Origin of the sequence: Legionella drancourtii LLAP12 (assembly GCF_000162755.2) — a bacterium.
Lineage (GTDB): Bacteria > Pseudomonadota > Gammaproteobacteria > Legionellales > Legionellaceae > Legionella > Legionella drancourtii.
The window spans coordinates 41,096-56,196 of the sequence record NZ_JH413829.1 but is presented as its reverse complement, the minus strand read 5'-3'; the positions used below and the strand labels follow the sequence as shown (position 1 = coordinate 56,196).

Genomic DNA, 15,101 nt, shown 5'->3' with positions numbered 1-15,101 from the left:
GAGAGTCGGCAAACTCTTCATAACTACCACTTTATATTTTCTTTATTAGCACATTTAATTTTCCTTTAATTTCATTTACGTAATTTTAATTCTTTAATTCTTTAATTCTTTGTTCTGCTAAATTAGTTATTTTCGGTATTTCCAAACTATCTAAAATTTGATGACTAATACCCAATACAAGTTACTCAAAAAGCTATTGTCCCCGTTTTTATTTCTTAGATCAATCGAAAAGTGAAATTTATTTTATTTTTCTAAAATCACTCAGATCATTGATAAAATAACCACTAATGGAAGTTATGGTTAATAATTTCATGTGACCTTTGCTTCTAGAAGTTGTTTTTTAAATTTCTCATCGGTATTCAAAAATAATACTCAATACAGTATTGAGTATGTATTGATTGTTAATTGTTTTTTAGTTAAAGTAATATCTATTTAAAGCAGATAGCTAGTAACATAAAGGGACAAATAATGGCCAAAATAAAACCTAAGATTCTTGTTGTGGCAAATAACAAAGGCGGAGTTGGAAAAAGCCTTATTAGCCAATTAGTATCAACTTATATTGCTTTTAAAAAAAATAAGAGGGTGCTTGTTTGTGATTTTGATCCTCAGGGTAATATGTCATTTAGATTTTTAAATGACACTAGGATACGTGACATGTCAAATTACCGACCTCCCATTCATCCCGATTATGACCCTTCTAACCCAGAAGATGATGGTTGGGATGGGAAATCATCTGCGTTGGATATGTGGACAGAAAATCCAGTAATTCCATATCCTACTGATTTAGAGAATCTAGATATACTTCCTAGTAATGCACCTTTAATTCGAGATATTGAAGCGTTCGAATATTCTAATTCTTTAGATGAAATTATTAAAAGGCCTTATGATTTTTTTAATATGGATGATTTTATTGATTGTGGATATGACTTAGTATTGATAGATACTCCTCCAGCCAAAGGTCCATTAACTCAAGGAGCTATACGTGCGGCTACCCATGTTTTAATACCTTTAGAATTAAGTAATAAATCTTTGCAGGGATTAGCTGGTATGGTGGATCTTGTCAATCGACAAAATGTTTATAGACCTGCTACTAATCAAGCTAAAGTAGTAGGCTTATTGAGAAATAAAGTTGATTACAATAAACGTGGTCCACAAAATAAAATATTGGATACGATTAGAGGAAATCCTATATTGAGTTCTTTATTGCTCGAAGCAGTTGAAATTCATGATTCTCCTAGAGCTGTAGATATAGATGAAGATCAGGCTCCTATAACTGCTCCTTACACAGAATTGAAATATGATGATAGATTCGCCATCGAAGCTGCATGTTTAGGGGAATTTATTTATAATTCACTGGAATTAGGATCGTAATTGCATGAAAAAAATAAAACTAAATGCTAAATCATTAAATTTAGAAAATGGGTCTAATTCAAAATCCAGTACAATAACTCGCGCAGGTATAACAGCTGATTTAAGATTTACTAGAGGCAAACAATTAGTTGAACATAGTCCCTATACTTTAATTCCTGATCCCTTTAATCCTAGACCAGGTGACCAAATAGATGAAGAGTGGTTAAAAACAAATTTAGCTCTTAATACAGAAAGTTCACTGTGTAAGTTAGATTTGAACGGTAATTATATTATTCCTTCCTTTTCAGAATTATCAGGAACATTAAGCTTAGATCTTGAAGAGCATTATGAATTTTTAAGAAGTTTGGCTTACTCGATAAGGAATGATGGACTTATTGAACCAATTGAAATTTTCTTAGCAGATTCAACTACCGATCCGGAATATTTTATTGACTCTGATTTAGATTATGGTTATGTAATCCTTGAGGGACATCAAAGAAGACTTGCTGGAATGTTATCCGGAGTTCAAACGCTTACATGTATAGAGATTACTGACGAGACCCTTCTTGCCCGGTTAAAAGTAAATCATAGAAAACTACGACGACAATTATCAGAAAATAATCTCAGAAAGGAATTAACTGTAGGACAAAATTTTTCAATTGTAAGAGAGCTTCTAAAATCAGAAGACTGTAAAAATATTTCAAATAAAGAATTAAGTTCTATCATAGGCTTAAATGAAGATATTGCTGGTGCCCTTAAACGATTATCGCTAGATCCCAATAAATATCCTTCTGAAATGATTAATTTGATAGAAATGAGTCAGGTATCATTTCGTTGGATTCGAAAGTGGATTTCAAAATCATATAGCCAAATTGAAGCTGAACTTGAAAGAATGTCAACTGGAAATGATAGAAGTCTTATTATTCATGTAGAAAAAAGCAAACCTTTAGCTCGAGGAAAAAATGGTGGGACTAAAAAGCGGTCAGCTACCTTTAAAGTTAAATTAGAACAAGATTCCATTATATTGAAAGATTATTTATTAAAAATGATACCTGATTTAATCCATGTCGAGGATAATTTAACGCCATTTCATAGCTTGGAAAATTTATTAAATAAGCTATTAGACTTAGCTAAATCAAGTTAATCCGATCGCGATCGGATTAACTGTAACTTATTGAATAATAATATAAAATTTTATAAATTTGATTTTTTTGATTATTTAAAATGTGAGATAAAAATGGAAGATGGACAAAAAAGAAAAATTAGACGAATTATATTTAAAGTTCCAGAAAAAAAAGACAAATGGATGATATGCATTCGATTTCCATCTGATATTCGTAGTCAGCTTAAGGAGCAATCAGAGAAGGATTATGAAGGTAGAGGTAAACAGAGTATCTTGATTGAAGAGGCGATTAAATATTATTTATATACTTGTTCTGAAATAAAGTGGGCTGATTACCAAAAGGATCTTGATTATGCTGAGTTAATTGATGATATTAACGAAGGATTAAATCAACGTGATTTAGGTAATGCAACACAAGTTTTCATATCTCATGAAACAAAAATAAGGCTATTAGAACTTGAAAAGAAAATAAAATTAACAGCTCCATTAATGAAGGATGTTAGAACGGGTCTAATCCGAAAAGCAGTATCTATACGATTAAGTCTAGGTGGAAAAGAATTTTTTGAATCAGTTATGAGTATTGGGCAAGATATTAATTAAGGATGTGGATTGATCTCTTAGAAGGACATCGTTAAGTTAATAACAGAGCTAGAATTAAATTTATTTATTGAGCAGGAAGATTTCAGGGCAAGATCATGAGTGGCTTTAAATTAATCTGATTATGTGATCTCATAGCTCCTTTACTTGTAAAGGAGCCAAAATGATAGCCCGAACATCATTAGTAGAATGTTTCTCGATAATTCGAGATCCCCGTCAAGAAAGCAAAATTGATCACGAACTGATTGATATCCTTGAGTTGTGTGTTTTAGCAGTAATTTGCGGAGCTGAAGGCTGGCAGGATATAGAAGAAGTGGGGCATGCTCGTTTAAATTGGTTACAAGAGCGTGGATTTTTTAAAAAGGGAATCCCAGTTGATGACACGATCGCTAGAATAATATCCAGTCTTAATCCAGAAGAGTTACAACGTTGTTTCATCAAATGGATGGCCGCTGTTGAGGAAGCAACAGACGGAAAAATTATAGCTGTTGATGGTAAAAGCATACGTCATTCATACGACAAGAAAAAACGTAAATCGGCGATCCATATGGTGAGCGCTTATGCGGCCGAAAATGGTGTTGTTCTTGGTCAAAAAAAGACAGATGATAAATCAAATGAGATCATAGCGATCCCAGCTTTACTTGATTTATTGGATATTAAAGGTTGTATCGTGACCATTGATGCTATGGGTTGCCAAGAGAAAATCGCGGAAAAAATTGTCACTAAAGAAGGCGATTATGTGCTGGCCGTTAAAGATAATCAAAAACAACTTCACGAAGAGATAATCGATTTTTTTGAAACATCTCGCCGATTTAAATTTAAGCGTGTTAGACATGATTATTTTGAGGAATCTCATAAAGGTCATGGGCGCGTCGAGCTCCGTCGATATTGGATCAGCGATATGTTGAGTACTCTTGGCAATCCTGAACGATGGGCTTCTTTGCAAAGCATTGGAATGGTTGAGTCAGAACGATATATTGATGGTAAAACAACCGCTGAAACACGATATTTCATTACATCAATAGCACCTGATGCTAAAATATTTGCTAATGCAGTTAGAAAGCATTGGGCTATTGAGAATCAGCTGCACTGGGTGCTGGATGTCTCATTTAGAGAAGATGACTCAAGAGTCCGGCGAGATAATGCCTCTGAAAATTTTGGTGTATTTAGACATGTCGCCATTAATGCACTACGTAATGAAAAATCATGTAAAAAAGGAATAAAGGCCAAGCGATACAAAGCAACTTTGCAACCTGATTATGCACAGAAAGTGCTAAATGGTATTTTTTGAGCACTCATGCGTTTGCCCTGAGGAAGATTTTGGATCAGAAACCGAAAAAATATTATTATCTAGTATGGAGCTATCACCGATTTAATGAACGTTATTCCGATGTTGCAGAGCGGTTGTTGTACCGTGGCATTTTGGTAAGTCATGAAACAGCCTGAACGTGGTGCCTTAAGTTTGGATCCTATTTTAAGGATGTGATTAAAAAGCGGAAACCTAGGCTTTCCGATAAGTGGCATTTGGATGAGCAGTAGTAGCATAAAATCAATGGAGTAACCTATTATTTATGGAGTTCTGTAGATGCAGAAGGCTATGAATTGGATGTTTTTTTGCAGAAACGACGTAATAAACGAGCAGCTATTCGCTTTTTATTTCGGAATTTAGACTTTTACTCTAAATCTCATGTCATTATTACAGATAACCTTCGTAGCTACACCAAGCCCATCAAAGCGATGTGTAAAAATACCGAACATTGATGTCATAAAGGACTAAATAATTGAGCTGAAAATTAGAAAGCTTTTTGCCGTTGCTGTTGGACAGGGCGATTTCATCAAAGTTTAAAACCCTATCACTTTTTTTGTATATTGGACAGAAAGAGCGGCTTTCAATCTTTTTAAAGCAATCCCATCGGTATTTGTTTTTTCATCAGTTAAGAGTTTCAGTACAATTTTTCTCATATTAAAAAGGGTGTTCACTTTCTTATATAAACGCCCATGATTTTTTTATAGAGCGAGCAGGTAATGGGCTTCGTTCAAACGAATGAGCTTCGCAATGCCCTTTGGGGTACCCATGGCATCTATCGTTATTATTTTATCCTTAATATTGAGGGTCTTTAATAATAGAGGAATCCCCTTTATTTCATTGGACTTATCAGGGGTCACTGTACTTCCCATGACAGTAGCCAAGCGCGAGCTATAAGCATTTATCAGGTGCGTGGCTTTCTTATTACTGCGTTTATGAAAAGAGCCGCGTGTAGTCTTGCCATCAATAGCAATCACATCCTCGTTAAATAAAGAACATAGGCCGTGTATCCACTCGCGTAAACACCGTTCAAACTCGTTGGGTTCAATCAAAGAAAAAACGCGAGCCAAGGTTTGATGGCTGGGTACTCCCTCACTTAAATCTATCCATTGGCTTAACCAGCGTTTACGTGTCTTGGCTAATAACTCCATAGACTTCCAGTTATCGCAACCGCAAATGAGGCCACATAACACAATCACTAAAATACTTAATAACGAATAGGTACAACGACCACCCACTCGTGGATCTCTTATTGTGAGAAAACAATCAAATAAATATTGATTTTTTCCAAATTTACACGTACTTTGCATGAGAATCAGGCTCCTTATTAAGATTTCTATAATCTACGTGTAAGGGCTCGCTTTCATAAATACATGGGCTCGCACTTATCGCAAAAAATGGGCTCACATTAATTGACTCTATCCGAAAATCTCGGCTCACATTAAATGACTTTATAAATTTCCTGGCTCACATTATTTGCACTTGGGCTCACAATAATGATTTTATCGCCATGCCCCTCTCACCAGAAAACGTTCGTTTACGTGGTAGAAATCTTATCGCTAGATCCAATAGCATTGATGCCCAATAACTCATATTAAAATCCATGTTTCTTTATGATGTTTTAATGTCATGAACCTTACGCTGCTTTGCTTAATCAAAGCGACTCGATTATTTTTTATGCATCTGCTTCGTTGTTGCCCATCATTTTTGCTCATTGTTATCTATGTTTGTTTCAGTTACACCTAATTCAAATTGAATTTTTTCTTCTAATTGAGCGACATCAGGTAAAGCATTTTTTAGCTTCTCCGGCACATCTTTTGTTAACTGGTATCCGGCAATGCCAATGGGTTTATCCATTCCCCTCAATGCGTACTCCACATCAAATCGACTATGATCGCCGCATAAAATAATGCCAATAGAGGGATTCTCGTGGGGTTCTTTCACAAATTCATCCAGTAAATTCAAATAAAAATTCATTTTTCCGGCATGTTCTGGTTTGAAGCGGGTTCGTTTCAACTCTAACGCCACGAGTGACTGCAATTTTCGATTATAAAACAAGAGATCAATAAAATATTCCGAGTCAGGTGTTACAATGCGGTATTGATTAGCTATAAAACTGAAGCCACAACCAAGCTCCAAGATGACGTCTTTAATTTTTTCTACCATCCTACGTTCGATTTCTGTTTCAATAACAGGTTCGGCAATACCCAGCATATCAAACATGTAAACATCTTTCATGGACTGGTCAGCCTGTTCGGCTAATTGCTGTGGTAAAGTTGTATTGAAATTATGTTGCTTGTTTGACAAACAATGACGTCCATAGGCATTTGAGTTAATTTGTGCTGCAAGTATATCACGTGTCCACGCTTGTTCTTTGGTTGCCGACAGATAATAAAATCGCTCATCTTCCTGTTTCACCTTGTTTAAAATCACCAGATTTTGTCCCCAAGGAATTTCTGCGACGAGTTGTCGCAGTTTTGGATAATCTTTATATTCCAGATAAAAGCGTCGCATATCCCACAAATTTCTTGCCGAAAATCCAAATTTCGCATCGGGAAAGTCTTTTTTTAAATCGTGAGATAAGTGCTCTACGACGGATTTCCCCCAACCATGTTGCTCTTGATATTGAACAATATTTTCACCAAACCACCAATATAGCGAAACAGCTTCCTTATTAACTGATTGAGCAGCGCGTGTACGAGCTTGTCGAATTTGTGTCGTAGCCTGTGCTAAAAAGCCTTGGTATGCGGGTAAATCTTTCGTCATTAGATCATTCATAAAGCCAATCCTATATCACAATAGCAATATCACGAAGTTTTTGTATAAACTCACTTTTTCGCTGAGAATTTAATTTTCCTTGCAGAAACTCATTCGTTTCTTTAGGTGTCGCATTCAATAATTCACAGATTGATTTAAATTGATAACCATTGCGAACGAGTTGTGCTTCAAGAGAGTTTAAATCAGCCCTGAGAACTTGTTCAATTAATTCTGGCGTGATTATTTTTTCACCTAATTGATGGCCTTGTTGTACTAGCCTGGTAAGGTAGTCTTGAATTTGCAGGGGTGTTTGCAAGGCTGTTGCCAATTTTTGAATCGCTTCATCAGTAATGATTTCTTGATATTTTTTCTTATCTTGAAGACATTGATTGATAAGCCATATAATGTATTTTTCTTTGCTTCCAATCGCGTTATCAATGCTGAATGTTTTTGTGCGCGAACCAATTTCTTCCATAGTAGCTCGAGAAAGCGCATTACCCAGTTTAGGGTGTCCGGCTAGCACAATGGATAATTTGCAGCCTTTGGATCCCACCGTTTCAACAAGGCGTTTTAAACCAATGAGTGTCAATCCATGGATGTCATGGGCTTCATCAATAAACAACACAACAGGTTTTTTATTTTTTTTCATGAGCTCAATTAATTCACGTTCCCGCTTTTCATTTTGGGTAGGAACTTTGATGGATTTCTCCTTAGGGGAAAGATCGTAAAAAAGAGCTAAAAAGAGCGTTTGAATGGTCAAGGCTCTTTTTTCTGTTGAGAGAGATTGAGAAACAATAACCTGTTGTTTTTCCACTAATTCATTCTGAATTCTGTTGAGTAGCGTGGTTTTTCCTGAGCCAACTGATCCGGTAAACGCCAGTATTCCGCCGAATTGAATGTGTGCTTTAAGATCGTTATAGAGCTTTTGATGCATGGGGGTTTCATAGTAACCGACTTCACTAAAAAACTTTGTTAGACCATAAAACTCATTAGCTTCAATATACATAGATAACCCTTTTTTTATTTTTCACCTAATTGGCATAGCGCCAAGGTAAAATATTGCCTCACCTTGGTCATGACAGTCTCTTTTTCTAATGATTCGCCTACAATCTGATCAACATAATCAAGCTGCGCCGGACTCAATGTGGCGAGAGGTCTATTCAGATAGTGAGAAATGGCCTGCTTAGCTTCAAACCGATTTTGAAATTGAACGATCAATTTTTCTTCGAACGGTATGGACTTCACTTCATGTTCAATGGCATGAGCATTTTTTAATTGTTTTACCACGCCATCTGCTGAGTTTCCTGTCATAACCGATAAAGGTACCGAGATATTTTTGGCAAGATCGGCAATTTCATCCGCTTGTTTTTCTCGATGGCTCTTGGGTGGTGTGCGATACGTATGTAAAGGAATGGGGCCTTTGAAAGGATAAAAGGGGCCAGATATATCGCCATCAAATTCAACATGCAATTCATTGTCGAAAACACCATGCAATAAGATAACTTCTAAACCTGCCATGTCACTGGATAATTGATATAAGATACCATCCACGCTCACACAAGCATCGGAGCCGACTTGTCGAGATTCAGGTTCACGAACGATTTGACAAAATTTTTCCCAAGAACACATTTTTCGATAACCTTCTTGTGGCAAAAAGCGTTTCCAGGCTTCTAAACGTCCACAGTCTTCAGAACGATGTGACATTTCATTGCTTTGCTTCAAATAGTTTGCAGCCCATTCATTGAGCTGATCTAAACTCGTCGGCTCATGCAAATGAAAAAGGGGTTCGAACATTTCTTTCGCGGAACGATTAGTTCGCTCTGTTTTACCTTTAGCCCTTGCTGTTGTTCGTCTACCGTCTTTACCTCGTGGTACGTGCGTTTTTAATTCAATGCCTAGTGCTGCAAGAACTCTTTTAAATAAGGCACTTTTGGCAAAAGGCCCATTGTCGGTATAAATCATTTTAGGAATGCCTTGGAATGGCATGCCAGATATTTTTTTAAGCGCCATGGCATTAAATAAAAAACGTAAGGCTGTCAGTGCATCTTCGCCGTGTGCTAACACATACTCGAAGTAAACCGTACCGCTTTTGTCGTCAGTCACATTCACAATAAAAAGTTTCTTGCCATCCGGTGCTGAAAATTGTTTGAAATCAGATGGTGTAAAATCAAATTGCCAGCAATCATTGCTATTCTCGGCCTCAAAGTGAACAACCGTTGGTTCTATTTTCATTGAGGCAAAGTCGTATCCCCATTTTTTTAAATAGCGATTGATGGTGGCTTTTTTTAATGTTCCAGGACAAACTTTAATTAAATTATTTTCTGTTTCTACCCCATGTTCTTCTAGAATGTGGATACAGGCTTGGGTTGATAAATGTTTGTTTTTTTTGTTAGATGTCCTTATTTTTAAGGCCGCAATGAGTTGGCAATACAGTAACATATCGGTTTTTGAAATAGCGCGCGGAATGTTTTTATCAATGCGAGTTCCTCCCGAAAAATGAATATGTTCCCGCAGTTGCCGGCGTATGGTGCTTTCAGAGACGCCGAAACCTTCAGCGACAGAGCAAATAAGATTTTTCCGCTCTGGATGACGAGGTGAAAAAGCAAGCATTTTATTATGCAGCAAGATTAATTGCTCTGTAGGAATTGTCTTAGCCATCTTGCTCTTCTGTTTGAGCAGCCGTTTTTAATAACTTAGAACCCAATTCTTTTGGTGTACCATCACCATTGACGTAAGAATAAAGTGTCGTAGTTGTGATACCTAATCGTTTCGCTACTTCATTAGCCACAGAATTTCTATCTGACATCGCCGCCATCGCCATTTTTAACGTATGAATATCCATCTTTCTTGGCCTTCCACCTTTACGTCCCCTGGCTCTGGCCGCAGCGAGCCCAGCTTGAGTGCGTTCACGAATGAGTTCTCGTTCAAACTCTGCAAGCGCTGCAAATATGCCAAATACCAATCGACCATTGGCTGTCGTCGTATCAATTTCAGCACCATTACTGGCTAAAACTTTAAAACCAATTTTCTTTTGATTCAGCTCATCAATTAAGCTAACTAAGTGCTTCATATCTCGACCAAGGCGATCCAGCTTCCATACAATCAGTGTATTTCCTGGTTGTAGCGCTTTTACACACGCTTTCAACCCTGGTCGATCATCTTTTCGACCAGAGGCAAGATCTTCATAAATATATTTAGGCTCAACACCGGCTTTAATGAGCGCATCTTTCTGTAAATCCAATAATTGGCTGCCATCAGACTTAGAAACACGGATGTACCCTATAAACATAAAAAATGCTCACCAGAAAAGAATAAGAAAATGGTATCATTTCGTTTAGATTTTCTCAACGGGTTAATTGGTTTTGTTTTGATGTTGTTTCGGCATGTTTAGTAATCACCAGAAAAACGAACGTTTTTCTGGTGAGAGGGGCATGGCGATAAAATCATTATTGTGAGCCCAAGTGCAAATAATGTGAGCCAGGAAATTTATAAAGTCATTTAATGTGAGCCGAGATTTTCGGATAGAGTCAATTAATGTGAGCCCATTTTTTGCGATAAGTGCGAGCCCATGTATTTATGAAAGCGAGCCCTTACATCTACGCCTCGAAACATAGGTGCCTGATTCTAATTATTTTTAACTCATATTTTCTATATCTTATAAAAAAAATATACAGAATCCTTTTTATTTATGTGTTTGATTTTTGAACTTTGATGAAATCGCCCTGGCTGTTGGAAGGCATACCAATTTTTCAGTGATACAGCGGCAGAAGTATGAAAGTGAAAAAAATTTGGAATGAAGCGGTAATTGAGTTGTTTTGTAAGCGTTCGGCGAACCTTTCAATTACCCATAACTTATTTTTTCAGCCAATTTAAAGCCAATAGCGATATCTGTAAGTCGAGACAATCCTCTCCACATAACAATGTTACCAGGAGGAGGGTCTGATTTTCTTGCTAAGTATCCCCCTAATTGAGCTACTTTAGTTAAATAGTAAGACAAATTTTTAATTCGACGCTCATTTTGTATGTTCCCTTTTACAAGCTTATCAAGTAAATGAATCTCTTCTGAAGTGAATACTAATTGTGGCGAAGCATTGGGTGAACAACGGTTAATCATTGTCATCCAAAAAATTCGCCAACTTAAAATACAAAAAATGGCAATCAAGTTAGATATTCGCTGTGCTGTCCTTAGTTTTGAAGCTTCTGCTTTACAGCCGGATTTTAATATTTTATGAAAGGTTTCTATTCTCCAGCGTAATGCATACCAATCCAGCTTTTCAATGGCCTGTTCCAGGGATGTAATCGGTAAATTGGTTGCCAATTTCCAAACGATCTTATCCCGATTAGTAGGATCTTGTTCTTCCTCAGCATGGATAATTGTTAGCGATAAGCTTGGGTATTTCTTTTGCTTCCCAATGGGTGGAAAAACGTTAATTTGTTGATATTTTATTGCTAAAGGGATTTCTGTTTTATTTCCATCGGCATCTTGTAATTCAATGCGGTGCAATCCTTTAACTTCTACAGAACTCATTTTATCAGCAATGGTACTTGAGCCATTTTCAATTAATCGGTTCACACACGTTCTAACTAGAAAGTGTGTGCCCAATTCTTGAGCAATACAAAATAACTCATAAATATCACTTTCGCGATCTCCAATATGAACACACCTTTTAGGTTCTTGTAATAAGGCTGTTGACTGCTTAAGATTCTCTAGCCAACGATAACTTTCTTTTTGCTCTATGGGTATTCGGGTAGGGTTAATATGCCTTTTTAGGGCGTTGGTTCCTTTAAATTGTTCTCTTGTCCAGAATTTAATAGCAGTTAGTCCTAAAGGAAGTCCTGTATCACTGATTGCCAGGCTGGAATGCATTAAGATCCCGCATTTTTTGTATTGGATTGGTTTGCCAAATAAATCTACTCCTGTTGGAACGATGCGCGTTATGCCGATGGCTTCCTTGTTCTCTCGTTGAAAAGAAAATTCTGTCGTATCTTGTATAACAAGAATCCATTCACCTTGATGCGCCTCTACCCGTCTTTTAGTTAACTGGAAATGCCCTGCCAATAGTTGCTCTTCTTTTATCCGATCATTCGATAAAAATCGATAAGCAGCTTTTGTATTGGCCCAATCTTGGCAGACAAAGGGTATTGTCTGGCCTATGCCATTCCATAGTTGTTCTAATAAAACTCTAAAACGCTTTCTAAGACGCTCATCCTTAAGGCAGGTATTGCTCAGCTCTTCCTCTATCCAGTCATTATCTAAATCACTATTTAATCCTTGTTCCTCTTTATACTTTAACTCAAAATTATCCACTTTCTATCCATAGACTCAACAAATAATGCAGCTTACCAAAATTGTGGGTAATTGAAAGTCGGCGAATTACCAAAATTGTGGGTAATTGAAAGTCGGCGAACTACGGGTTGTATCATCTAGCGTTCATTTGAGCTGATATTGAAAGGCAAAAGAGAGGTATAGTCAGCTTGTGATTTGCAAGTGCGGATGTTTTCAAAGAGATATCGAAGATAGTTGAAGGGATTCCAACCATTTGCAATAGCTGTAGCAATGAGGCTATAAAATAATGCGCTGGCGTGAGCGCCCCGCGGGCTTCCTGAGAATAGCCAGTTTTTTCGTCCCAGAGCAAAAGGTCTGATTTGATTTTCAGCGCCATTATTATCGATTTCGAGCGAACCATCGCTTAAATAGTTAGTTAACTCGTTCCAGCGCTCATGCATATAAGTTAATGCATCATTTAATTTCGATTGAGGTACCGCATGTCGAAGTGATTGGTCGAGCCATTGTTTCATTTTATCGAGAATGGGTTTGGCTTTTTCAAGGCGAAGGTTGAAGCGTTGTTCGGGTGTATAGTTGGCCTCACGAGCACTCTTTTCAATAGCATAAAGTTTTTGAAAAAACTCTACTGCTTGATGCGATTTTCCCGGTGTTTTCGCCAGCTTTGTCAGCTCAACAAAAGGACGACGCGCGCGTGCCATGCAGCCTAGATGGATAATGTTCGGATTACTATCCACTATACACCAGCTCACGAATACATTTGGCGACTCTTTCAATCGCATATTTAAAGTAACCGAAAAACAGGAAGATCAGTCCAAAGGAGTGATCAATTAACCAATGTAAGTTCATAAACACACTTTCTTCTCTTTGAATGCAAGGCGATTAGCCCTAGCAAGCAAGCCCAACCAATGGTAACGATCACTAGACTCAATAAATATTTTCCATACTGCATATTTGACAATTTGAAAGCTAAGATAGGAACTATACCACCACCCAGGCAAGCTGCTACTGAATATATAAAGCCAGTAATTGAGCACCTAACATTTAATGGAAATATTTCTGTAATTAATACGGGTGTAACACTAAATATGCAAGCACACGGAATCGCTATTAAAATATGTGAAATTAATATTCGGTAAAAACCATTCGATGATATAGCGATAAAATATGGGACAATAATTAATAGTAAGGTAATTATTCCCAAAGACATTGTTTTAATTCGTCCATATTTATCTGAAATACTACCAAAAAAAGGAATAAATATCGCTACTATTGCTAAGCTAATGGTATTAAATATAAAAGAGATATTATTCGATAATGAGCTAGCTGATGTCATATAGATGGGTGAGAAAATATAAATGAATACTGTTGTTGACACACCAAATAAAACCAATAAAAAAACAACTATACTTTCCATATATGAATTTTTTACTAATTGAATGCTCTCACTAAATATTTCTGATATTGTTCTTTTATTTTTCCTTGCATTTTCAAGTATAAATTCATAGCTTTCCGGAATAGAGTTTCTTATCCAAAATCCAAGCAAAGATGTTATTAAAGAAATTAGAAACGCAAACCGCCATCCCCAAGAGGGGATTAAAGAGTTGTTTATTAGATATGTTATGATTGCGCCAACTCCAGAGGCAAGCATCATTCCTACGTTAACACCAAAAGCAGCCCAAGAGCCATAATAGCCCTTTTTGTTTTTATCACAGCTCTCGATTAATAGTGCTATAGAGCTAATATACTCACCACCGACTGAAAAAACCTGGAAAAAACGAATAAAAACGAGGAGTAGTGTTGCAGTAAGACCTATACTTCCATAAGAAGGTAGAATACCAACAATAGACGTGCATAATCCCATTACTATAATAGATAAAGTTAAAACTTGTTTTCTTCCGATTTGATCGGCTAAAATACCAAACAACAAACCACCAATAGGTCTAAAAACGTAGGTGATTAAGAAAATCAAGAAAATGTCTGACAAATTAGAGTGACTAGGTAAAAAAGCTTTAGCAAGAAATACTGAAAATAATCCCCAAATAGCAAAATCGTACATTTCCAGAGTATTACCAATTGCCCCACTAATCATTATTTTTTTAGATATTTTAAACATTAGTCCAACTTAAAACCATTTGTTATAATCCACCACTTTTAATTAACTCATTGTGAAACCCTAGTGACTGATGGTTTGTTACTTTATCAAGAAAAATTATTCCATTGAGATGATCTGTTTCATGCTGGACTACTCGTGCATGAAGATCTGATGCTTCCCTCTCGATTAAATTTCCATCAACATCGTATCCACGATATATAATATTTTTGTGGCGAGGAACCTTTCCTCTCAGATCACCAACACTTAAACAACCTTCATATTCTTCTTCAATAAAGTCCGATGTAGATTCAAAAATTGGATTAAATAGGATTGTATAAGGAATTGGCGGAAGATGTTTTTTAACAGGGTGGTTATCCATACCAAAAACAATTGCTCTTTTATTGATACCTATTTGAGGGGCAGCAAGACCGAGACCATTTTTAATTTTCATCATATGAAAAAGACGTTCCGATAGCTGATTTAAATCCAATGTTCCAAATTCTTCATCATCAATTGGTTTTGAAACCATTCTAAGAGTAGGATTTCCAAGTAAAACAACATCACAAAAATCTCTTTTCATATATACCTA

General features: G+C 36.5%; 14 protein-coding genes. 5 read left to right on the top strand and 9 right to left on the bottom strand.

The annotated features are described in order from the left end of the window. The first annotated feature begins 468 nt into the window (after positions 1 to 468). From LDG_RS10870 to LDG_RS20725, 5 genes are all read left to right on the top strand, one after another. The gene (locus tag LDG_RS10870) at positions 469 to 1,371 is read left to right on the top strand and encodes a ParA family protein (RefSeq protein WP_006871406.1); all 903 of its coding nucleotides are present in this window, start codon (positions 469 to 471) and stop codon (positions 1,369 to 1,371) included. A gap of 4 nt (positions 1,372 to 1,375) precedes the next feature. Further along, entirely contained in the window at positions 1,376 to 2,494 is a 1,119-nt protein-coding gene (locus LDG_RS10865; protein WP_006871405.1) for a ParB/RepB/Spo0J family partition protein, read from the top strand. A gap of 93 nt (positions 2,495 to 2,587) precedes the next feature. Next, positions 2,588 to 3,073, top strand: coding sequence for a hypothetical protein (locus tag LDG_RS10860; protein ID WP_040535439.1), 486 nt, complete (start codon positions 2,588 to 2,590; stop codon positions 3,071 to 3,073). Between the two features lie 160 nt (positions 3,074 to 3,233). Further along, on the top strand, positions 3,234 to 4,361 hold the full coding sequence (locus tag LDG_RS10855) for an ISAs1 family transposase (RefSeq protein ID WP_006871403.1): 1,128 nt from the start codon (positions 3,234 to 3,236) through the stop codon (positions 4,359 to 4,361). 257 nt (positions 4,362 to 4,618) lie between these two features. Next, positions 4,619 to 4,831: a DDE-type integrase/transposase/recombinase gene (locus LDG_RS20725; protein WP_083821434.1), complete on the top strand. Its 213-nt coding sequence runs from the start codon at positions 4,619 to 4,621 to the stop codon at positions 4,829 to 4,831. Positions 4,832 to 5,077: 246 nt separating this feature from the next. Here the strand turns inward: LDG_RS20725 and LDG_RS10850 are convergent, their stop codons facing one another. The 9 genes from LDG_RS10850 to def form a co-directional block, all read right to left on the bottom strand. Further along, positions 5,078 to 5,686, bottom strand: coding sequence for an ISAs1 family transposase (locus LDG_RS10850; protein WP_006871399.1), 609 nt, complete (start codon positions 5,684 to 5,686; stop codon positions 5,078 to 5,080). A 391-nt stretch (positions 5,687 to 6,077) separates the two neighbouring features. Beyond that, positions 6,078 to 7,154, bottom strand: coding sequence for a PDDEXK nuclease domain-containing protein (locus LDG_RS10845; protein WP_006871398.1), 1,077 nt, complete (start codon positions 7,152 to 7,154; stop codon positions 6,078 to 6,080). Between the two features lie 10 nt (positions 7,155 to 7,164). Continuing rightward, positions 7,165 to 8,139: an AAA family ATPase gene (locus tag LDG_RS10840; protein ID WP_006871397.1), complete on the bottom strand. Its 975-nt coding sequence runs from the start codon at positions 8,137 to 8,139 to the stop codon at positions 7,165 to 7,167. 14 nt (positions 8,140 to 8,153) lie between these two features. After that, positions 8,154 to 9,791 carry a DDE-type integrase/transposase/recombinase gene (locus LDG_RS10835; RefSeq protein ID WP_006871396.1) on the bottom strand — a complete coding sequence of 546 codons (1,638 nt, stop codon included), beginning with the start codon at positions 9,789 to 9,791 and terminating at the stop codon, positions 8,154 to 8,156. Beyond that, the gene (locus LDG_RS10830; RefSeq protein ID WP_006871395.1) at positions 9,784 to 10,422 is read right to left on the bottom strand and encodes a recombinase family protein; all 639 of its coding nucleotides are present in this window, start codon (positions 10,420 to 10,422) and stop codon (positions 9,784 to 9,786) included. The genes LDG_RS10835 and LDG_RS10830 overlap by 8 nt, the downstream gene beginning before the upstream one ends. Before the next feature lie 552 nt (positions 10,423 to 10,974). After that, positions 10,975 to 12,441, bottom strand: coding sequence for an IS4 family transposase (locus tag LDG_RS10825; RefSeq protein WP_006871394.1), 1,467 nt, complete (start codon positions 12,439 to 12,441; stop codon positions 10,975 to 10,977). A 116-nt stretch (positions 12,442 to 12,557) separates the two neighbouring features. After that, entirely contained in the window at positions 12,558 to 13,154 is a 597-nt protein-coding gene (gene tnpC, locus LDG_RS10820) for an IS66 family transposase (RefSeq protein ID WP_158307880.1), read from the bottom strand. Positions 13,155 to 13,243: 89 nt separating this feature from the next. Further along, on the bottom strand, positions 13,244 to 14,533 hold the full coding sequence (locus tag LDG_RS10815; RefSeq protein WP_006871392.1) for an MFS transporter: 1,290 nt from the start codon (positions 14,531 to 14,533) through the stop codon (positions 13,244 to 13,246). Positions 14,534 to 14,555: 22 nt separating this feature from the next. Then, positions 14,556 to 15,092, bottom strand: coding sequence for a peptide deformylase (gene def / locus LDG_RS10810; RefSeq protein WP_006871391.1), 537 nt, complete (start codon positions 15,090 to 15,092; stop codon positions 14,556 to 14,558). Positions 15,093 to 15,101: the final 9 nt, after the last annotated feature.

Excerpts from the sequence above, each read along its gene's own strand:
- def (WP_006871391.1), bottom strand. The coding sequence starts at position 15,092 with ATGAAAAGAGATTTTTGTGATGTTGTTTTACTTGGAAATCCTACTCTT.
- LDG_RS10835 (WP_006871396.1), bottom strand. The coding sequence starts at position 9,791 with ATGGCTAAGACAATTCCTACAGAGCAATTAATCTTGCTGCATAATAAA.
- LDG_RS10870 (WP_006871406.1), top strand. The coding sequence starts at position 469 with ATGGCCAAAATAAAACCTAAGATTCTTGTTGTGGCAAATAACAAAGGC.
- LDG_RS10830 (WP_006871395.1), bottom strand. The coding sequence starts at position 10,422 with ATGTTTATAGGGTACATCCGTGTTTCTAAGTCTGATGGCAGCCAATTA.
- LDG_RS10840 (WP_006871397.1), bottom strand. The coding sequence starts at position 8,139 with ATGTATATTGAAGCTAATGAGTTTTATGGTCTAACAAAGTTTTTTAGT.
- LDG_RS10815 (WP_006871392.1), bottom strand. The coding sequence starts at position 14,533 with ATGTTTAAAATATCTAAAAAAATAATGATTAGTGGGGCAATTGGTAAT.
- LDG_RS10860 (WP_040535439.1), top strand. The coding sequence starts at position 2,588 with ATGGAAGATGGACAAAAAAGAAAAATTAGACGAATTATATTTAAAGTT.
- LDG_RS10845 (WP_006871398.1), bottom strand. The coding sequence starts at position 7,154 with ATGAATGATCTAATGACGAAAGATTTACCCGCATACCAAGGCTTTTTA.
- LDG_RS10865 (WP_006871405.1), top strand. The coding sequence starts at position 1,376 with ATGAAAAAAATAAAACTAAATGCTAAATCATTAAATTTAGAAAATGGG.
- LDG_RS10855 (WP_006871403.1), top strand. The coding sequence starts at position 3,234 with ATGATAGCCCGAACATCATTAGTAGAATGTTTCTCGATAATTCGAGAT.
- LDG_RS10850 (WP_006871399.1), bottom strand. The coding sequence starts at position 5,686 with ATGCAAAGTACGTGTAAATTTGGAAAAAATCAATATTTATTTGATTGT.